This window comes from Cyclobacterium sp. SYSU L10401, assembly GCF_010993705.1.
GTDB lineage: Bacteria > Bacteroidota > Bacteroidia > Cytophagales > Cyclobacteriaceae > Cyclobacterium.
This window is the reverse complement of sequence record NZ_WOFO01000012.1, coordinates 83,345-104,201: the sequence shown is the minus strand read 5'-3', so window position 1 is coordinate 104,201 and position 20,857 is coordinate 83,345. Positions and strand designations below refer to the sequence as shown.

Genomic DNA, 20,857 nt, shown 5'->3' with positions numbered 1-20,857 from the left:
TACCAGGCAGGGGTGAGGGAGGCGAACCACAGAGAGATGCCCTGATAGGCCCGACAACTACTTGGAGGGAATTAATTTGAGGTTCTCTCGATGGACGATCGGGACGCGCTATTGAACCTTGGGTGAGAGATAGATCATGACCATTAAGAAGCAATTACGACACATGAAAGGTACATTTCAGAGATTATTATTTTTACCAATTCTAGCCTTTTTGGTTTTCGCCTGTGAAGAACCGATGAGAGAAGATCCCTTTGTGGGAGTGGGCGCTGCGAGATGGGATGTGGGAAAATCCGCCAATTTTTTACTCTCTGACGACCGGTTTACGGCCATGGAAATTGAAATTGCTTATATGGAGGGGTTCCGGCCTACGAATTTTATGATGGATGAGATGACGAATTTCCTGCAGGACCTTACCCTGAAACCTGATGGAATCCATGTTATCGAAAAAGAAATACCCGCAGAGGGAGAGGAGTTTTATACTACCGCACATCTTTCTGAACTGGAAAACCGTTATCGGGAAAGTTACAACGAGGGCGATACTGTTTCAGTTTTTTTACTGGTTGTAGATGGCTATTTCAGGCAAAATGAGGAGGAATATTTTACCATTGGCGCTGCTTACCGAAATACCAGCATGGCACTTTTTGGAAAACGAATAGCTGAAAATTCCGGAGGATTCAGAAGGCCGGGCAGGGGAAACCTGGAAGCTACGGTGGCCCTGCACGAACTGGGACACCTTTTAGGGTTGGTGAATGTGGGAAGTGAAATGGTGACTCCTCACGAAGCCTCGGATGAAGATCATAAATTCCATTGTGACAATGAGGATTGTTTGATGTTTTGGGCAGTGGAAACCAGTAACGTACTCAATTTTATGCAGAATTCCGTGCCCGAACTGGATGAGAATTGCAGGAATGACCTCCGGGCCAATGGGGGGAGATAAAATTCCCGCCCTGATTGATAGGGCGGGAAGATGATTAAAATTCATTGAAAACCGGCGTTTCTTTTTTGACGATCCTCCAGGCCAGACCTACATTCAACAGGTAATCTGCAAATGCAGCATCCCCATGGCGGAAATTGTCAGGGGTGCTGGCCGCTATATCCGTCACACTTCTGGTACGGTTGCGGTGCAAAGCTACCGGCACATTGACGTTAATGGTGAAATTATTGATCATGTAACTGATACCCGGCTCGAAGGATATCACATAACCAGGCCTTCTAAAGCCTTCATTTCCTCCGATTAAGTCTTTTACAGGAATGCCCTCAATCCTTCCACCAAGGGAAAGACCCAAGCCGTGTACAAACAGGGATTTGAAAACCCCTGCTCTTAAAGCGAACTGGTCTGGTACTGCCATAACGGACTCATTGGATAGGATGGGGCTTAACGTCTCCCGAAATGTTCTGGTACCATTGGTCTCTCTGGGATTGATCAGGTAAAATCCATCGTAAAACAGGACAAATTCTTTTCCCAGAAATCGCAATCCCTGCATATCGACGATCATCCCTATTCCCCCATCTCCGGGTTGGATGGATTGATCCACTGGCCGCCTTTCAGGCGCTCCTTCAGGACCGACATTGAAGAAAGTGCTATGGGCGTCATAATTTCCAGTGGGGAGTTTTAGGTTGAGGCCAAATGCCATATTGCCGTTTTTTGCACTTTCGCCTTTAAACAACCAATACCCCAAGCCAACTCTCATGTCTGCTATTCCCTGGGAATAACTTACATGTCTTTCTGTTCTGCCATGTTCGTAAAGAGAGCTCCTTTCATTATAGACAAATGGTAAGGAAAGGGCCCCATATAATTGGTTGTTGAAAGCATAGCTAATATTAAAATCCACTGCATGTGACCAGTTGATTACCTCGGTGTTATTGGCGATTCTGTCTGGTTCTTTATGCGTTCCCTTAAAGTGCCTGAAAGACCTGAAATAGCGGTAATTACTGACCAAGTTCCAGTCGCCTTTTTGAAGCAGTTCACCTTGATTCAGGGCATTTCCTACTCCTGAAAACTGCCGAATGGCGACACAGCCCTGGGCATTCAGGTGGTTTTCCAGAATTATTCCGGAAAGCAGTACTGATAATAGAGTCAATTTGTATATACGGTTCATTGGTTAGTTGTTTAAATGATTGATTTCTTCGGAGATTTATTTTCCAATTACTTTTTATATGCCTTGTGATTAGCTATGATAACACCCAGGAGGTTAGATATTGATAATTCATCCATTCAGACCTCTTTTTTACCCATTTACAGGGACTTGCTCCAGGATAGATTAAGCTGTTTCGCCCATGCTACCCAGCATTTTGAAATGGCTTTTTATCCCGAAATAAAGGATAGCAAGAGGTTGCCACCATTCGATGGAAGATGAGCAGACTATTGATGATACCATAGAGTCGGCAGCATGCCCCCTCGTTGGAAAGCCGATGTTGTCACTTTTTTTCATCAAAGGCAGGGGAAAAGGAAGGCAGGATCTGTATGGAGAGATCATGCTACTTATAATTTCGACGATATTTTGTTATACCAACCTGGGGGGAGGAGTGGGGAAAGGCAGGATGGTTTCTATCCAGAATAAGATAAAAAATTTATTCCAATCCATGAATTCGGTTAATGGTTGAAGGGGTAGGAATCGAAATATAGGTTTGATATAGTCTTTAATGGAGGATTGGGAAATAATATGGTCCTGCTCAGCACTTGAATGTGCAGCCGGTATCAATGAGAGGATCCATTGCCGGGTATTGATCTCTAATTTAATTCTGGCCATGTCGGGAACATATACCAATTCAAAGGTGTCATCTCTGAAGCGTTTTTGAATGGCCCTGTAGGCTTTACCATCTTTGGTAAATGGAATATTGGTCAATTGAAATCCTTCCTCTTCAAAGGAATAAGGCAGTTTCATGGGGATTTTCATGACCTTTTTTTCGATAAAGTCTTCCTGAAAGACCCTCTCAGACCAATTTTTTTCTATTTGATTCTGGTAAACCTTATGAAATAAATGGTATCCAAAATGATAGACAACGAAACAAAATAATAGCAATATGGCAATAAATGGCCTCATCTTTAGGGTTATAAACCTAAAGCTATGAAAAAAAATGGATTAAGGAAATTTTGGGATGCAGGTATTAAAAAAATAAATTATTATCGAAAATTTAGTCTTTAACTTCTTCATAGTCAATATAGTCACCACCGGATATGTTGCCGGAAGAACCTTTTTTACCTTTTCCGGGAACAAAATCAACATTCACATTTCCATCTTTAGGCTTGTTCCTTTTCCGGGCTTCTTCTCTTTGGGCTTCCTGAACCTGATCGGCAAACTTTTTGAGTTTGCTATTCAAAAAGTACCGGACCAAACTGGAGAATATCCAACCCAAAGCAATAAAGAAAATAATTATTTTTAAAATCATGGTGATCAATTTTGAAAATACACTGAAACTGGTCGCTGATTAAATACCAACCTATTTTTCTAACGGAAAATTCCTTTCTACCATTCAATATTAAGGGAAAAATTATATAAAAACCAATTGGATTGATCCCAAACGGAATGGGTAAAAACAACCCGGTCCTGCTTCAGGGGACCGGGTCAAAGGAATTTAATGAGGCTTACCTGCTGAGGTAAAGGTTTCTTTCAGCAAAAATCTTGAGAAAATAATCATCCATTAAGTCATCGATAAAATAGATGGCTTCTCCCGTAGATTTCATTTCAGGCCCTAATTCTTTGTTGACATTCGGGAATTTATGGAAAGAAAAAACAGGTTCTTTGATGGCATAGCCCTTTTTGACGGGGGCAAAATTAAAGTCCCTGACCTTTTTCTCTCCGAGCATTACTTTGGTGGCATAATTGACATAGGGCTCCTGATAAGCCTTACAGATAAATGGGACTGTTCGGGAAGCCCTGGGATTGGCTTCAATGATATACACCTTATCGTTTTTGATGGCGAACTGTATGTTGATCAAGCCTTTGGTTTCCAATGCCAGCGCAATTTTCTCTGTAAAGGTTTCTATCTGTCGTATGACCAGATCTCCAAGATTATAGGGAGGGAGCACAGCATATGAATCCCCAGAATGGATACCTGCCGGTTCAATATGTTGCATGATTCCGATGATGTAGACATGCTCACCATCGCAGATGGCGTCAGCTTCAGCTTCTATGGCACCTTCTAGAAAGTGATCCAGCAAAATTTCATTATTGGGGATATCACGCAGAACATCTACTACATGTTGTTCCAGTTCTTTTTCATTAATAACGATTTTCATTCCCTGCCCGCCCAATACATAAGAAGGTCTGACGAGAAGAGGAAAGCCTATGGTTTTGCAGAGTTCCAATGCCTCATCCGTACTGTGAATGGTGCCAAATTCCGGATAGGGGATGTTGTTTTCTTTAAGTAAGGTAGAAAAACTGCCCCTGTCTTCAGCCAGGTCCAATGCCCTGAAGCTGGTTCCCAATATGGGAATATTGTATTTGTCCAGTTTTTCCGCCAACTTCAAAGCTGTTTGCCCGCCTAATTGAACAATTACCCCAATGGGATTTTCGTGGAGTATAATCTCATAAATGTGTTCCCAGAAAACAGGTTCAAAATAGAGCTTGTCTGCGATATCAAAATCCGTAGAAACCGTTTCAGGGTTGCAATTGATCATGATGGTTTCGTATCCACACTCCTTGGCGGCCAATACACCATGTACACAGGAATAATCAAACTCTATACCCTGTCCGACACGGTTGGGGCCTGATCCCAGAACTACCACTTTTTTTCGGTCAGAGACCAAAGATTCATTTTCATCCCCGAAACTGGAAAAAAAGTAAGGGGTTTTAGCTTCAAACTCAGCCGCACAGGTATCCACCAATTTAAATACCCTTTTGATCCCCATTTCGTCCCTTCTTTTATAAAAAACCTCACTTTCCAGACAACCCAACAAATGGGCTATTTGCCGGTCCGCATAGCCTTTGTGCTTGGCTTTCTTCATCAGGTCAAAACTAATGCTTTCCAGCGTTTCGTTGGCCAGCGTAATATCCAAACGGACCAATTCTTCAATCTGCTTGAGAAACCATTTGTCAATTTTGGTCAGGTCCTGAATGGTTCGGAATGAAATCCCTAGTTTGAAGGCATCATATATATGAAAAAGCCTGTTCCAACTGGGGTTGGCCAGGCTATACAATATTTCTTCCTGGTTTTTGAGCTCTTTGCCATCCGCACCCAATCCATTTCTTTTGATTTCCAGGGATTGACAAGCTTTTTGCAAGGCCTCTTGAAAATTTCTGCCAATGCCCATTACTTCGCCAACAGCTTTCATGGATAGCCCCAGTTTCCTGTCAGAACCTTTAAATTTATCAAAGTTCCATCTGGGGATTTTGACAATCACATAATCAATGGCTGGCTCAAAGTAAGCCGAGGTATTGCCGGTGATGGAGTTTTTCAACTCATCCAGGTTATAGCCCGCAGCTAATTTGGCAGCCACCTTGGCAATTGGATATCCTGTGGCTTTAGAGGCCAGAGCAGAGGAGCGCGATACCCGGGGGTTGATCTCTACACCAATAATGGTTTGGTTATCGGGGCTCACGGCAAATTGTACATTACATCCGCCAGCGAAATTGCCGATACCATTCATCATCCGGATGGCCATGTTTCTCATTTTCTGATAAACCGTGTCTGGAAGTGTCATTGCCGGGGCCACGGTAATGGAATCTCCCGTATGTACCCCCATAGGATCAAAGTTCTCAATAGAACATATGACCACCATGTTGCCGATATTGTCCCGCAATACTTCCAGCTCATATTCTTTCCATCCCAAAATACTTTGCTCGATGAGCACCTCATGGGTGGGGGAGGCCTGTAAGCCAGCACTCAGCGCCTTTTCAAAATTGTCCGGTCCGTCTACAAATCCCCCGCCGGTTCCTCCCAAAGTGTAGGATGGTCTGATCACCAGCGGAAAACCTATCTCCTGTGCGATTTCCTTGCCCTGCAAAAAGGAGGTAGCTGTACGCCCGATACATACTTCTACGTCTAACTTTCCCATCAGGGCTTTGAATTTTTCCCTGTTTTCTGCCGTTTCAATGGCGTCAATGTCTACACCAATCATGCGGGTATTGAATTTTTCCCAAATACCGGCTTTGTCACAATCAATGGCCAGATTTAATGCCGTCTGACCTCCCATGGTGGGCAATACACAATCAATATCCGGATGTTCTTTCAAAATCTGGACAATGGATTTTTTCTCCAGGGGTAACAAGTACACATTGTCTGCCGTTACCGGATCGGTCATGATGGTGGCGGGATTTGAATTGATCAAGGTTACAATGATGCCTTCTTCCCTTAGAGATCTTGCTGCTTGTGATCCTGCGTAATCAAATTCACAGGCCTGTCCGATCACGATTGGACCGCTTCCGATAATAAGGACATGTTTGATGCTACTGTCTTTTGGCATGTTGAGGTTTTTTGAAGTGCTTTACATTTGGCTAAATTGGTGCAAAATTAAACAAATTTCTTAAAGATGCACGAGAAAGCTTCATTTAACCTGGCCGGCGCATAATCAGAATGGAGTTAGTAATGGTATTTCCCCGCACTTGATGTCGTAAATAAATTAAAGAACCTCCCTGTATCAGTTTATATTTTTCCTTTTGCAAGATCAAGGGTTCCACTGTGTAATACCTGGTATTGCCATTTATTTTACTACATTTAATTATTCAAAAAAAGGAAACCAATGACTGATAATTTGAAAGAGCGGTTCAAGATTACAATTTCAGATTTTGATGCCGTCAACGCAGAGGATCCCCATAAAGAGTTGGTAAATGAAAAACCTATTGCGAAAGAGTTGATTTATGGTATCCGTATGTCTGAAATGCTGATGGAAACCTATCCGGATTCGAATGAGTTGCTCCGCCTGGCTGCCAGGAGCCAGCATATCAAACGCTGGGCCATTCCCAGGGAAGATTACCCCATGGACAGAAAGGGATATTTGCTCTGGAGGACCAGGCTCAAACAATTTCATGGTGAACTGGCCGGGGAAATCATGGAGAGAAATGGTTATTCCACAGCAGAAATTAAAAAAGTGGAGGACCTTTTAAACAAAAAAAGGCTAAAAACTGACCCCGATACGCAGGCTTTGGAAGATGTAATCTGTTTGGTTTTTTTGAAATATTATTTTCAAGACTTCATTTCCAAACATGAGGATGAAGAATCAAAACTGGTAGGCATACTTCAGAAAACCTGGAACAAGATGTCAGACAAAGGCAAGGAGAAAGCCCTTTCCATGTCTCATTCTCCTAAAGCGAAACGATTGCTGGACAAAGCTTTGACCTAACTGTAAATTCAGGACATCAGGGACCGGCACACTTCGACATCTTTTTCAATGGCAGAAAGGATCTCATTGCTTTTTACGGAAGGACGGGCATGTCCATGCTCCGCACCTCCCAGATCATATTCTACATGAAGTATTTTAGGAAGTGTTCCGTTAAAACCCGGGTGTTCTTTCAGTAAGCTGAAATTAACATGTCCTTCTCCCATGGGTACATTTACAGGCTTGTCACCTTTCCCATCAGGATTTCCCCAAACGAAATCTTTCAGGTCAAAACTTCTGATTTTTTCTGCAATCAGCTGGTAGGCATTTTCATGAGATTGATATCCTTCCACAGTCGCATGGCGCAGGTCAAATTGAATACCTATATGTTTGGGCTGTATGCCTTCGAGTAGGTGGTGAATTTCCCAAACAGAGCCACCGACCCTTTTGCCAGCATGGTTTTGGTAATGCCCGTTGACCCCGTGTTTTTCATGTAACTCAGCCAATTTTCTCATGGAGCCATTCAGGGTTTGAAGCTCTTTTAAAACGTTTTTGGAGGTGAAGGAAAGGTATCCCATCCGGTAATCCCGGATACCTTCCCCGGCCAGTATCCTTAAAAATTCATCCATTTCATTCAATTGATACACATTCATGTCGGTGGTGAGCACCGGTCTACTGAGATTTAGGTTCTCACTGGCACGGACGATACCCGGTAATTTACCCTTAATTTCATCTTTGTCGAAAAAACCATTTTTCCGGACCGGCAGGTCAATTCCATCAAACCCCAGGGATTTTACCGTTTCCGGAACCTCCTGGAGGGGTAGCCACTGAAGGACCTTGGTGAACAAATAAAGTGGGCCCGGGGATGCCTTTGATTTTATTGGGGAGAATTGATGGGAGGCCAGGATTTCAGGGATTGCCAATCCGGTACCTACCACGGCCAGGATTTTTTTAAACGATGCTCTTCGATTCATTCAGGGTTTATCAGGTTAGTTTGTCAATACAAGTTAAGGCTTTGGAGTATTTTGTCCAAAATTTTCCACCAAACTTACGGAGATTCAAAATTAAAAATCATTTCAATGATAGGATCTTGGGTCATTCCTCCCGGGTTAAGTCCTGGTTTTCCCTCGGGAACAGGCAAGGATAGGTTTTCAAAATGCTTTTTCCACACAGGAAATACCTCAGCTGTTTCCGGGTCAAGGAATGTCATGGGCGGCGTTTTGAAAATGCCAATACCCTTGTTGGCTTTTTTGAAACTAAAATGAATAAGTTCTGAGCAATAGTAGGCCTCATTGCTCATATCGAAAGCCATGTCATAAGGTTTACCCAGTAAAGATTTGCTGTATTCCAAAGCTTCCGGTATCAATTCCCTATAGGGATGCCTCAAACGGCCAACATGCACTTTCGGGTTTCCATCCGCAGTTAGGTGGCGATTTAAAAAAGTGTCCAGGGGAGTCAGGATAACCCCATCCCTGATGGCCTCTATTACCATCCATCTTCCGTTTTCCTTTAGGACTATGCCATTGTGAGAGAAGTGGTGGCCATCATAGCCGGAAGTTACTTTTCTGATGGCCTCACAAAACTCACCACAATCGCCATCCTGAAACAGTATGTCTCCTTCTTTCCAATCAAAGTCAGCGGGTTTATACTGGCAGCATGGTGCGAGTAATACCAAAACCAAGCAACTGACCTGGGTTAGGGTTTTTATCATCTATACCAAAATAAAAAACAACAGGGCTACAGCAAGGACCAAAACCATTTTTTTGGCTTTCTCTTTTTGTATATCTCCTATCTTCTTCCTTCTCAGTACCAATACGGACAAACTCAATCCAAACAATTGCAATGCCAGCCCCAGCCCAGTAAATAAATGAATATACCTGTTCTCTCCCCATTGCATAGCCAACGTAATTAGTGGGACCATACAACTTACTATACCCGCCAATCCAAATAGGAAGGATTTCTGAAGCAAGCTATCCACGTTCATTTCTTTCCAATTCATTGGATTTTATTTTTTCGGGATTCAAAATACTGAGCCAGTTCTTCGGTAGTTTTTGTATTCAGGGTCATGTCCTTCGTCAGTCCCCCTTTTCTACCGGCGATGACACCATACTTCATGTCAGCAAAGCCTTTTTTCTCATGGGCATCAGGATTGATAGACAGCAATACCCCTTTGTCCATGGCATATCTCACCCAGCGCCAGTCCAGGTCCAATCGCCAGGGGTTGGCATTGATTTCAATCACTACTTTATATGCTGCACAGGCATTAATCACAGCGCGGTGATCTATGGGATAGCCTTCTCTCCGAAGCAGTAGTCTGCCAGTCGGGTGCCCCAAAATGGTCGTAAATGGATGCTGAATGGCCCTGATGAGCCTTGCAGTCGCTTTATTGATATCCATATTCAGACCTGAGTGAATGGAAGCCACGATATAGTCAAAGGAAGCCAGTACATCTGTTGAATAATCCAGGCTGCCATCAATAAGTATGTCACTTTCTATGCCTTTGAAGATACGAAATGGTGCAAGGGCCTCATTGAGGGTATCTATTTCTTTGTGCTGCTGCAGGATTCGGTCTTCATCCAGGCCATTGGCATAGAAGGCTGATTTGCTGTGGTCAGCAATGCCCAGGTAGGAAAAGCCTGCGTCCCGGCAATATTCGGCCATCTCTTTCAAGCTATGCCTGCCATCGCTGTACGTAGAATGATTGTGTAGCGGACCTGTAAGGTCATCTACCGTTAATAATTCGCTGATTGCATGAGATTTTATCCATTCCAGTTCACCATTTCCTTCCCGCAAAGGGGCTGGAAGGTACGAAAATCCAGCTTTTTCATAGGCATCCTGCTCAGAAGTAAAACCAGCCAGATAAAAATGTTGCCCCAGGGTTTGCCCTCCGTCAACCGGAGCTTGTAGGTGCATCGAACTTGATGTTTTAAGAAGTTTTTGCCTCAGAAAATTAGCCTTTGTGCTCAGAAAAATAATTACAGGGATGTCTTCACCTTTCCAATACCCCTGCCACCTGTAAGGGCTTGACGAAGCCGCCTCCTGCTCCCAACCATCCAAATCATTGATCTTTTTTAGGGTAGATTGGGCTTGATCAGTTCCGATCAGAAATGAAATGCTGTCCACGATTTCAGACATTCTGCCGTAGGGGCCTACTGCGCCAATCCACTCCCTGTCCTCTAATTTTTCCAATTCAGCCTGCAATTCCTCTCCCAGTACTTCCACATCGGCATACAACCATTTTCCCTTATTGGAAGCCCTGTATTCCAGTGCCTGCAGGATACTTTCCTGGGTTTTTTCGCCAAAACCTTTGATTTTAGCCACCTGACCTGACTGACAGGCTTCCATAAGTTCATGGGTGGAGGTGATCTCCAGCTCCTGCCAAAGGACTTTGATTTTTTTGGGCCCCAATCCTTTGATTTCCATTATTTCCAGGATACCCTGTGGGGTTTTCTCCAGCAGTTTTTCCAATGGGGGATGTGTTCCCGTTTCCCGGATGGTAACAATGCCTTCCGCAATGCTCTTTCCGATCCCTGAAAATTCCTGAAGTTGCGTAAGGTCAAGGTCAGCAAGGGGCTTGCCCTCCCTTTCTATGCTATTGATGGCTGATTGGTAGCCTCTTATTTTAAAAGCATTTTCTTCATGCAACTCCATGAGCTGCATGGTCAATTTTAAAACACTTACTATTTGTTTGTTATCCAAGGCAGGTTGCGTTGTTGTGACTACAGGACAAATGTCCATAATATTTGTTTTAAAATAAAATCATTCGCCTTATCTTATGCTGGCAATGCAAAAACTGAGATTCACTACTCCTACAATAAGAAGAGGTAAATATTTTTATTTCCCCATGGAAAATGGAGAAAGTTACCCATGCCCAATGCGGATGCATCAGATGGAAAAATTTACTGCACGAAGGAATTTAGCAGGTTTGGATTTTGTTTACTTTAATACATTTAGGAGTATTCTGTTTGGATTGACTGAATATTTTAAACCAACATTTCCTGGCCGGGAAAGAAAAAAGAAACTGGTAAAACCATCACCAATAATCATTGCCGGAAGTTTTATTTGCCGATGTTTTACCCATAAATCCGTTGGGGATTATTTCCAGCTTAATGGTTTGATCTCATTTATCCAATTCCCGCTTTTCCTTAAGACTAGGGAAAGCAAAAATTCATTAAAAACGCCTCAGATATGATTAACAAGACCTTAGTGTTCACTTTGGCTTTAAGCTTCTTTTTTGGTGCCATTTACAGTCAGGTTCAATTTACCCAGAGACTGGAAGTGGAAACAAATTGGTCAGAGGACGATTTTTTTGTGCTGCCCAGACAGGATGGTATGGTTGCTTTTCGGATGAAGTCTGAAACCACCTATGGGGTTAAAAACATTTTCGAATACCTGCAGTCCGACTTTCAGTTAGAAGCAGATTCAGCCAGGCAAATTAAATTGGAGGATTTTCATGAATTGGTAGGGTTTGATTTGGATGAGGATTTCCTGTATGTTCTGTTTAATAAGGGTTCTCAGTATAACCCTGAAAAAGCGATTTTTGAGATTAATCTGGAAGATGAATCGTTAAGTGAAATGTCGCTCACTAGCATTTTGGAGATGGAACTGCAGGATTTTTTGGTTTTCAATAAAAAGGCTGTTTTCATGGGCAAGTATGATTTCAGACCGGTGATACAGATTTTGGATATACCCAGTAAGGAGGTGGTTACCGTTCCGGGTTTATTCGAGAAAGATGCCAAAATATTGCAAATGAGAAAAGATCCTGACCTCAATGTTTTTGATGTGGTCATGAGCAGGCGGGATTTTTACAAGAAGAAAATTGTATCCATCCTGACTTTTGATATGGATGGCAACAAGTTGAGGGAAGTTAAGATTGATGATCTTGAAGACCCTTCCATGGAAATTGTAGAAGGACTGCTTACCTCCTCCTACAATTACAAACAGGCGCTTATCGGACCCTACGGATTGCGAAAGAAGGAAGCTTACCAGGGCTTGTACTTTTCCAAAATCAACGAGTTTGGGGAGTATGAAAACAAGTTTTATTCCGTATCTGATTTTGAAAACTTTTACAATTATTTGCCTGAAAAAACCAGGGAGAGAAGGTTGAAAAAAGTGGAAAGACAACTCAACAGAGAAAAAAATATCCCCATCAGGAATGTAGTGGTAACCCGGGAAATCAATGCTTCAGATGGTTATTATTTAATTTATAATGATCATTTTATTTCTTCAACTTCCAGGTCTATACCCAGAGATGGCATGTATGCCAGTAATTTTTACCGTTTGAATCCCATGATGGGGGGCTACAGTGGCATGTATAATCCACTGTGGATGGATCCCAGATTCAGGAGCAATCAGGTAACCAACCAGTACAAGTATCTGGCAGCACAATTTATTTTATTGGATGAGGAAGGAAATATCGTTTGGGACAATACCCTGAATCTGGATAATGCCAGTAAAAGAGAGCCGGTAAAATTCGGTGAAATGAGTTTTAGCGGGGACAATCTTTTTTACATGTACTTGGATGAAACGGAAATCCTCCTCAGCCAAATCAAGCGGGGAGAAGTGGTCATGGAAAATGAGCCTTTTGAGATTGAACTCATCAACGAAAACGAACGCATTGCCGATACCCGGGAAGACAGCCTTCAGTTGCTATGGTGGTACGCTGATTATTACCTGTTAAGTGGAAAACAAAGGATACGCTATCAGGGGGAAGATGGTAAAGCAAAAAGCAGAGAGGTAAATTTTTTCACTAAAATAAAAGTCGATGATTTCATTTAGGTCGGCCTCGTCCAAATAAATTATTTATATATTTGCCTCAAAGTTTAATCATGCAAAAAAGACTTGTTCTTGATCAGACCCAGATATCCATCATCATCAGCAGGTTTTGTCACCAATTGATCGAAAACCACGATGATTTTGATAATACCGTGCTTTTAGGTCTTCAACCCAGAGGAGCTTTGGTGCTGGATAGGATCGTTCAGCGCATGCAGGAAATCAGGCAGCTCCACCTGAAGTATGGCTATTTAGATGCGACTTTTCACAGGGATGATTTCAGGCGCAGGGACATTCCCCTCAGAGCCAACGAGACTAAAATAAATTTTTTGATTGAAAACAAGAAAGTCATTTTGGTAGATGATGTATTGTATAAAGGTCGGTCTGTGAGGGCAGCCATGGATGCCATGATAGCGTATGGCAGGCCGCTAAAGGTGGAATTGATGGTGTTGATTGACAGAAAATACACCAGGGATTTCCCGATCAGACCGAATTATTACGGGAGGCAGGTGAATACCCTGGAAAGCCAATATGTAAGTGTAGAGTGGCAATCTCAGGGATTTCCGGAGGACGCCATATGGATCACTGAAAAAGAAAGTAATTAATGCCCATGCAGCAGCTCAGCACCAGACATTTGTTAGGAATCAAAGGCCTCACTGAAGCAGACATTCAACTAATTTTTGAAACGGCAGATAATTTTAAGGAGGTATTGAATCGCCCTATAAAAAAGGTGCCCTCCCTCAGAGACATCACCATTGCCAATGTGTTTTTTGAAAATTCAACCAGGACCAAATTGTCATTTGAATTGGCAGAAAAGAGACTATCTGCCGATGTAGTCAATTTTGCTTCAGGAAGTAGCTCTGTGAAGAAGGGAGAAACCCTGATCGATACGGTAAATAATATCCTGGCCATGAAGGTGGACATGGTAGTCATGAGGCATTTTAGCCCAGGGGCTCCTCACTTTCTTTCCAGACATATACGGGCCAATATTATCAATGCGGGTGATGGGACCCATGAACATCCCACGCAGGCCTTGCTGGATGCATTTTCCATTCGGGAGAAATTGGGTGAAGTGGCAGGAAAAAAAGTAGCCATTATTGGTGACATTCTTCATTCCAGGGTGGCACTATCCAATATATTTTGCCTTCAAAAATTGGGAGCTGAGGTGATGGTCTGCGGACCTGTGACCCTGATGCCCAAACATATTGCGGAACTGGGAGTAAAGGTAGAGCAGGATGTCTTTAAAGCCCTTCAATGGTGTGATGTGGCAAATGTCTTGCGCATTCAACTAGAAAGACAGCAAATCAAATATTTTCCATCTCTGAGAGAATATGCCCTTTATTTTGGAATCAATAAAAAGCTATTGAATCGCCTGGACAAGGAAATCGTCATCATGCACCCAGGCCCGATCAATCGAGGTGTGGAACTTAATTCAGATGTGGCTGATTCAGACAATGCGATCATCTTACAACAAGTCGAAAATGGAGTTGCCATTAGAATGGCAGTCCTTTACCTGCTGGCGGGTGTCAAATAAGTTAGGGGTGAAATAAAGGAATTTAGGATTCCAACGTTTCACCCTTTAGGGTAAGTGGCTCAGGCTTCTGTTAGACAGCTCATTTATGTTAAATTGCTTTAAGAAGAATTCATGATTTATAACTCCATTATTGAAACGATAGGCAATACACCATTGGTTCGGCTCAACAAGCTGAACAAAGGCATCGCTGGTGAAATATTGGTAAAGGTCGAATATTTTAATCCGGGAAATTCGATGAAAGACCGGATGGCCATAAAAATGGTAGAGGATGCCGAAAAAGCCGGTATTTTGAAGCCGGGTGGAACAATCATAGAAGGCACCAGTGGCAACACAGGGATGGGACTGGCTTTGGCAGGTATTGCTAAAGGGTACAAATGTATCTTTACCATGGCCGACAAGCAATCCAAAGAAAAAATAGACATTCTGAAAGCTGTGGGAGCGGAGGTGATCGTATGTCCGACGAATGTGTCGCCGGATGATCCCCGATCCTATTATGCCGTGGCCAGGAAACTGAATGAGGATATTCCTAACTCATTTTACCCCAACCAATATGACAACCTTTCCAACTGGAAGGCACATTATGAAACTACAGGCCCTGAAATCTGGCGGGATACGGAAGGAACCGTGACGCATTTTGCTGCAGGGGTAGGTACCGGCGGGTCTATGTCAGGTACTGCCAAATTCCTCAAAGAAAAGTTTGATGGTTTGGTTTCCGTGGGTATAGATACCTATGGCTCGGTATTTAAGAAGTACAAGGAAACCGGAGAATTTGATGAGAATGAAATTTATCCCTACCTGACAGAGGGTATTGGAGAGGACATCTTACCCAAAAATGTTGATTTCTCGGTTATAGACCATTTTATCAAGGTGACAGATAAGGATGCTGCTGTGATGACCCGTAGGCTTTCCAGGGAAGAGGGACTATTTGTGGGCTGGTCTTGTGGATCTGCTGTGCACGGTGCATTGGAATATGCCAAAGAAAACCTGAAAAAAGGGGATGTAATGGTGATTTTGCTGCCTGACCACGGTACCAGGTACCTGGGTAAGGTTTACAATGACGACTGGATGAGAAATCATGGTTTTATGGAAAATAAAACCTTTGGCTCGGCCAGGGACATTGTCAACGCCAGGAGTGAGGAATACCAACTGGTGGTAGTTCGTAAAAAAGATAAAGTCAGGCACGCCATAGGCATCATGAATGAAAATAGCGTATCTCAGATTCCGGTAATGGAGGACGGACAGGTGGTAGGTAGCCTGACAGACAATAAACTGCTCTTAAAAATAATTGAAAACCCTGAAATGAAAGATGCCACCGTGGATCAGGTGATGGAAGATTCCATGCATTTTGTTGCTTTGGATAGCACCCTGGATGTGCTTTCTTCCATGGTGGAAAAAGAAAAGGCCGTTTTGGTAAGGGATGAGGCACACCGGGTACACATCATCACCAAGCATGACATTTTAGAGGCAATTACCAGGTAATTTTGTTTGGGTTAATTAGGGAAATCGCACAATGGACAAAAGACATCTGGAACTCTTAACAGCCGGGAATTACGAATTTGACATCAGAGAAGCCTTCATCAAAGCTTGGGATACTTACCAAAAGGTAAGCCTTTATTCAATTTCCTTTACTTTGCTGATCCTTTCGCTTCAGTTCTTATTTATGCTGTATGCACCTGATTTTTTATTTGTGTTTTCATTGTTTCTGGCAGGCCCCTTATTTGCCGGATTTTATTTGGTGGCCAATAAGGTTAGCCAAAGAGAGCCGGTAAATTATCCTGATTTCTTTAAGGGTTTTGGCTACTATATACCGGTTATTTTGGTTTGGATTGTTGGACAGTTTTTGACAGTCCTGGGTATTCTTGCTTTGATTTTACCGGGCATTTACCTGTTGGTGGCTTATATGTTTGGGATAATTATCAGCATTTTCTTTGGTTTGGATTTCTGGAAATCACTGGAGTACAGCCGGAAGATTATTCACAAACAATGGTTGAAATTTTTCATCTTCGGATTATTTTTAGCGGTCATCAATATGGCAGGGGCATTGCTTTTTGGCATAGGTTTGGTAGTTTCCGTTCCTGTCACTTATTATGCCATTTATCATGTGTTTGAAACCATTTCTCATCAGGTATCCGTAGAAATCGACTGAATCAATTCAAGAATTTAGCTACCGCATGCGTTTTTAATACCCTGGTGAGGGAAATAATGGTTTATAAATCAAGTTCATTCACAACAGGTTATATATAAAAACCTGTAATTTATGGTTACATTTAAGTCCTGAAATCCAACCAAGGTTGATAGTAACCTTTTAAAATAGCCATGTCTATGAGATTCAATGCGAGAATAAAAGTAATCCTTGGCTTTTTTCTGGCGATATGCCTGATTGTAGGAGCTGGAGCCATTACTTATTATAGTGTAACGCAATTACTCGAATCAGTAGAGTCCCTTTCCGAACCCAACGAAAAGCTTAGAAATTTGAATGAATTACTGGCTGACATTTATCAGCTTGACAAATCCCGTAGTGTTTTTGCAGAGGAAGATTCCAGCCAAAATCTGGACTACTACAATCGAATCCAGGAAGAAATCAGAAAATTGGAGGGAATGGCTGCAGACACTGCTGAAATGGGGCAGATTAAGCGGATCAACTACAGTGTCAATGAATTGATGGTCGTATATAAGGGTTTACAGGACGTAAAAGCCAACCTCTACAACAGGAACTTTAGCAAAGAAGCCCTCTACAATATCGAAAGAAAAATAAAAAGAAAAGAGGAATTGAGCCGGCTCCAAAGTTTGGGTAAGATACGGATAGGTATCAATCCTCCATCCAGAGAGAAAAGCGACAAAACTGAAGTAAAACCGATCCAACCCAAAAAGCAGGAGGACTTTGGAGATGTACTGGCCGGGGCGGGGAAGGAAGATATGGAAAAAATCCTGGGCATGCTTCGGCTAAACCTTAATAGGATCAACCAGGTGGATAATCATACCCTTTCCAGCTCAGACTCTATCATTTATGCCGTGAGGCAAATGGTCCTGGACATTAACAATGAAGAGCAATTTCTTCGTTCCCGATTAAGCGAGCTTGAACAGGAACTGAATGAAAAAAACCGTGCCCTTATCATCAATATCCAACATATTGTCTCTTCATTGCAGAAAGAAGCCTTGCTGAAATCCGAAGCGGAGAATCAATCTGCCTACCAACTTACCTACAAGCTTTCACTCTTACTTGGGCTGTTGATTATTGTGGGTGTGATTGGGTCTTCCGGATTTATTTTCAGTATTATCAAAGAGATAAAGAAATCAGAATCCTATCAAACCAAACTTGCAGAGGCCAAGAAAAGATCAGATAACCTGGCCAAAACCAAGCAGGATTTTTTGGCAAGTATGAGTCACGAGATCAGAAATCCCTTGCATGTAATCAAGGGTTACAACGATGCCATTGCTAAAACTTCCCTGGATCCTGACCAGCAGGAATACGTGCGGATGATACAGCTCGCTTCGGGTACACTTTTGGGTATTGTCAATGATATCCTGGATTTTTCAAAACTGGAAGCAGGAAAGATTAAAATTCAAAAAGGAATCATCAATCCGGACCTATTCTTCAGAAACCTCCATTCATCTTATAAGCAAAAAGCACAAGAAAAAGGCCTTCAACTTGATTTTTCAGTCCTATTGCCCGTAAATAAATTTTTATTGGGGGATGATTTGAGAATCAACCAAATTATGAATAACCTCCTCTCCAACGCAGTGAAGTTTACCGAAAAGGGTAAGGTATTGGTCAGGGTTTATTTTGAGAAAAAGGGCGATCTTATCTTACAGGTGATAGACTCCGGTATGGGCATGTCTGCGGATTTGCAGCGAAATTTATTCAAGGAATTTAATCAGGGTGATGGCAGCGTTTCCAGAAAATATGGAGGCACAGGTCTTGGGATGGCCATTATCAAAAGACTGGTTGACCTGCAGGAGGGACAAATTAAAGTAAAGAGTGAACCTGGAAACGGTACTACCATGACTGTTTCTTTGCCATCCACCTTACTGGAGAAGAAGGAGGAATCGCCCATACCTGCTGCCAGGTTGGAGCGTATTGAAGGACTCCGCATTTTATTGATCGATGATGACGAAATGGGGTTGAAGTTTGTAAAGATTTTGCTGGATGGCTTGGGTGCTGATATTATCACCCATTCAGGAGGAGTGGATTTCAAAAATAATTTTAAAGAGGAAGATTTCGATCTGATATTATTGGATATTCAAATGCCGGAGGTAGACGGTTATCAGGTCTATGACCAATTAAGAGCAAATCCAAAGTACAAGGGTGTTCCTATTTTGGCCATGACTGCCAATGTTTTTGCCAGGGAAAAGGAAAGTTTAATTAAGTTTGGTTTTGACGGGCTCTTATTAAAACCCTTTAATGAAGCTGAATTGGTAGAGAAAATAGCTTCATCACTAAAGTCGTACAAAAAGGAAATGCCTTCGGTAAAGGCCGGTAAGCAATATTTACCAACAGCCAAATCCCCCGAGCCCGATTCAGGGGAATATGACCTCACCGAAATCAAGAAATTTTGCATGGGTGATGAGCATTTATTGAAAGAAATTCTGGAAGGCTTTTATACCCAGACAGGACTGGATTTAATCAGAATTAATAAGGCTACAGATGAGGGAGATTTCCAAAAGGTACAAGCCATAGCTCACCAGCTTTCCAGTAGACTGGGGCAGCTGAAATTCAAGGAAAGGAACCTGGCCAGAAGTATTGAGTTGGATCTCAAAGAGGGAAGGACGGAGGGGGTTCAGGAAAAAGTCTGGAACCTGACCGAGAAAATAAATGGCTTACTGGAAGAATTGGCCCAAAGGTTTGGATATGCCTTTGCCGATTAGTCCAGTCCATATTTTTCAAGCTTATTGTAAAGGGTTTTTCTATCCATATTCAGTACTTTTGCTGTTTTTGATTTATTGAATTTTAATTCTTCCAGGGTCTTGATAATCAGCAATTTCTCCTGTTCTTCGAAGGATGATTTCAAGTCTTTGGCAGAATGTATATCTGCAGGTTGGAAAGGCTCACTATCCAGAAGCTCCGTGGGAATAACATCAGCTTGAATCAATCCTTCACCGGTAAGTAAAACAGCTCTGCGGATGATATTTTTCAACTCCCGGAGGTTTCCCGGCCAATGGTATTGCAACAAGATTTTTTCTACTTCAGGGCTGAATCCGGCCACATTTTTTTCCAGACTGGCATTGCTTTTTTCCATGAAAAGGCGTGCAAAAAAAAGGAGATCCTCTTTTCTTTCCCGCAGTGGCTGTGCCTTAAGGCTAAATTCATTCAGCCTGTGAAAAAGGTCCTCTCTGAATTGCCCTGATCTGGCAAGTTCCTGTAAATCATCATTGGTGGCGGCTATGATCCTGACGTCAATGGCAATGTCTTTATTGCCCCCGATTTTACGGATCCGTCTTTCCTGTATGGCACGGAGCAATTTGATCTGAATATCGTAGCTGAGATTGCCGATTTCATCAAGCAGTATGGTGCCACCGTTAGCATTTTCAAAATGCCCTGTCTTATGGTCAATGGCTCCTGTAAAAGCCCCTTTGACATGCCCAAAGAGCTCACTGCCTGCCAATTCTTTAGATAAAGCCCCGCAATCTACTGCAACGAAAGGCCCTTCTGACCTTTTGGATTTCAGGTGGATCCTTTTCGAAATATACTCTTTGCCCGTGCCACTTTCTCCCAAGACGATGATGCTTAGATCAGTTGGTGCCACCAGCTCTATGTGTGCTTCAATTTGTTGTGCCTCCTTACTCTGCCCGATCTGGTAGTCCAATTCAGAAGAAGTGCCTGGACTTTTTGCTTTTTTGGGTTTTTTATCCCCCTCCTTACTTTCCGAATCTTTTTTTAGTGCTTGTTGTACGGTGAGAAGCAGCTCGTCTGGATTGATAGGTTTTGTAATGTACTCGAATGCTCCCATCTTCATCGATTTTACAGCGGTACGAATGTCTGAATAATTGGTGATCAGAATCACTGGAGTATCAGGGTAATCGTGTATGATTTTGTCCAAAACATCCATGCCAGTTCCATCCGGAAGCCGGTAATCTGTTATGGTAAGGGCTATTTCGTGTTTTTCAAAATGACTCAATCCATCGGTGACTTTCGTACTGCTCAATACCTCATACCCGTTTTTTTCCAAAAAATTTTTTATGATTTTTGAGTAAGTAAGGTCGTCTTCTATCAAGAGAATTTTTGCCATGTATTTTATCCAAACAAGTGTTAATAGAATAAATATAAAATAAAAGCACCGATTTCACAATCAGTG

18 protein-coding genes are annotated in these 20,857 nt (G+C 42.4%); 9 read left to right on the top strand and 9 right to left on the bottom strand.

Going from position 1 to position 20,857, the window contains the following annotated elements:
• Positions 1-163 precede the first annotated feature (163 nt).
• Positions 164-937 carry a hypothetical protein gene (locus GL182_RS21510; protein WP_163381858.1) on the top strand — a complete coding sequence of 258 codons (774 nt, stop codon included), beginning with the start codon at positions 164-166 and terminating at the stop codon, positions 935-937.
• A gap of 34 nt (positions 938-971) precedes the next feature.
• Here GL182_RS21510 and GL182_RS21505 read toward each other — a convergent pair whose 3' ends face one another.
• The 4 genes from GL182_RS21505 to carB form a co-directional block, all read right to left on the bottom strand.
• On the bottom strand, positions 972-2,099 hold the full coding sequence (locus tag GL182_RS21505; RefSeq protein WP_163381857.1) for a hypothetical protein: 1,128 nt from the start codon (positions 2,097-2,099) through the stop codon (positions 972-974).
• Positions 2,100-2,504: 405 nt separating this feature from the next.
• Positions 2,505-3,044, bottom strand: a complete 540-nt coding sequence (locus GL182_RS21500) for a hypothetical protein (RefSeq protein WP_163381856.1) — start codon at positions 3,042-3,044, stop codon at positions 2,505-2,507.
• Between the two features lie 91 nt (positions 3,045-3,135).
• Positions 3,136-3,390 (bottom strand): DUF4834 domain-containing protein, encoded by a 255-nt coding sequence (locus GL182_RS21495; RefSeq protein ID WP_163381855.1) that lies wholly within the window; start codon positions 3,388-3,390, stop codon positions 3,136-3,138.
• A gap of 196 nt (positions 3,391-3,586) precedes the next feature.
• A complete protein-coding gene (gene carB / locus GL182_RS21490; protein WP_163381854.1) occupies positions 3,587-6,406 on the bottom strand; it encodes a carbamoyl-phosphate synthase large subunit in 2,820 nt (939 codons plus the stop codon).
• 276 nt (positions 6,407-6,682) lie between these two features.
• Here carB and GL182_RS21485 point away from each other — a divergent pair, with 276 nt between their 5' ends.
• On the top strand, positions 6,683-7,282 hold the full coding sequence (locus tag GL182_RS21485; RefSeq protein ID WP_163381853.1) for a DUF4202 domain-containing protein: 600 nt from the start codon (positions 6,683-6,685) through the stop codon (positions 7,280-7,282).
• Between the two features lie 8 nt (positions 7,283-7,290).
• Here GL182_RS21485 and GL182_RS21480 read toward each other — a convergent pair whose 3' ends face one another.
• From GL182_RS21480 to GL182_RS21465, 4 genes are all read right to left on the bottom strand, one after another.
• Positions 7,291-8,232: a sugar phosphate isomerase/epimerase family protein gene (locus GL182_RS21480; protein WP_163381852.1), complete on the bottom strand. Its 942-nt coding sequence runs from the start codon at positions 8,230-8,232 to the stop codon at positions 7,291-7,293.
• A 74-nt stretch (positions 8,233-8,306) separates the two neighbouring features.
• Complete coding sequence (locus GL182_RS21475) at positions 8,307-8,969, bottom strand: YiiX/YebB-like N1pC/P60 family cysteine hydrolase (RefSeq protein ID WP_163381851.1); 663 nt, start codon at positions 8,967-8,969, stop codon at positions 8,307-8,309.
• Positions 8,970-9,257 carry a hypothetical protein gene (locus GL182_RS21470; RefSeq protein ID WP_163381850.1) on the bottom strand — a complete coding sequence of 96 codons (288 nt, stop codon included), beginning with the start codon at positions 9,255-9,257 and terminating at the stop codon, positions 8,970-8,972.
• A complete protein-coding gene (locus tag GL182_RS21465) occupies positions 9,254-10,996 on the bottom strand; it encodes a helix-hairpin-helix domain-containing protein (protein WP_163381849.1) in 1,743 nt (580 codons plus the stop codon). Before GL182_RS21465 ends, GL182_RS21470 begins: the two co-directional genes overlap by 4 nt.
• A gap of 46 nt (positions 10,997-11,042) precedes the next feature.
• On the opposite strand from GL182_RS21465, the gene GL182_RS21460 reads away from it, so the two are divergent.
• The 7 genes from GL182_RS21460 (at position 11,043) to GL182_RS21430 (ending at position 19,430) form a co-directional block, all read left to right on the top strand.
• The gene (locus tag GL182_RS21460) at positions 11,043-11,450 is read left to right on the top strand and encodes a hypothetical protein (protein WP_205603704.1); all 408 of its coding nucleotides are present in this window, start codon (positions 11,043-11,045) and stop codon (positions 11,448-11,450) included.
• Positions 11,447-13,036 (top strand): transcriptional regulator, encoded by a 1,590-nt coding sequence (locus GL182_RS21455; protein ID WP_163381847.1) that lies wholly within the window; start codon positions 11,447-11,449, stop codon positions 13,034-13,036. The genes GL182_RS21460 and GL182_RS21455 overlap by 4 nt, the downstream gene beginning before the upstream one ends.
• A gap of 50 nt (positions 13,037-13,086) precedes the next feature.
• On the top strand, positions 13,087-13,635 hold the full coding sequence (pyrR, locus tag GL182_RS21450; RefSeq protein WP_163381846.1) for a bifunctional pyr operon transcriptional regulator/uracil phosphoribosyltransferase PyrR: 549 nt from the start codon (positions 13,087-13,089) through the stop codon (positions 13,633-13,635).
• 5 nt (positions 13,636-13,640) lie between these two features.
• A complete protein-coding gene (locus tag GL182_RS21445; RefSeq protein ID WP_163381845.1) occupies positions 13,641-14,564 on the top strand; it encodes an aspartate carbamoyltransferase catalytic subunit in 924 nt (307 codons plus the stop codon).
• Between the two features lie 111 nt (positions 14,565-14,675).
• Positions 14,676-16,043, top strand: coding sequence for a cystathionine beta-synthase (locus tag GL182_RS21440; RefSeq protein ID WP_163381844.1), 1,368 nt, complete (start codon positions 14,676-14,678; stop codon positions 16,041-16,043).
• A 31-nt stretch (positions 16,044-16,074) separates the two neighbouring features.
• Positions 16,075-16,710, top strand: a complete 636-nt coding sequence (locus tag GL182_RS21435) for a hypothetical protein (RefSeq protein ID WP_163381843.1) — start codon at positions 16,075-16,077, stop codon at positions 16,708-16,710.
• 176 nt (positions 16,711-16,886) lie between these two features.
• Complete coding sequence (locus tag GL182_RS21430; protein WP_163381842.1) at positions 16,887-19,430, top strand: ATP-binding protein; 2,544 nt, start codon at positions 16,887-16,889, stop codon at positions 19,428-19,430.
• Here the strand turns inward: GL182_RS21430 and GL182_RS21425 are convergent.
• Positions 19,427-20,791 carry a sigma-54-dependent transcriptional regulator gene (locus GL182_RS21425; RefSeq protein WP_163381841.1) on the bottom strand — a complete coding sequence of 455 codons (1,365 nt, stop codon included), beginning with the start codon at positions 20,789-20,791 and terminating at the stop codon, positions 19,427-19,429. The genes GL182_RS21430 and GL182_RS21425 overlap by 4 nt on opposite strands.
• Positions 20,792-20,857 lie beyond the last annotated feature (66 nt).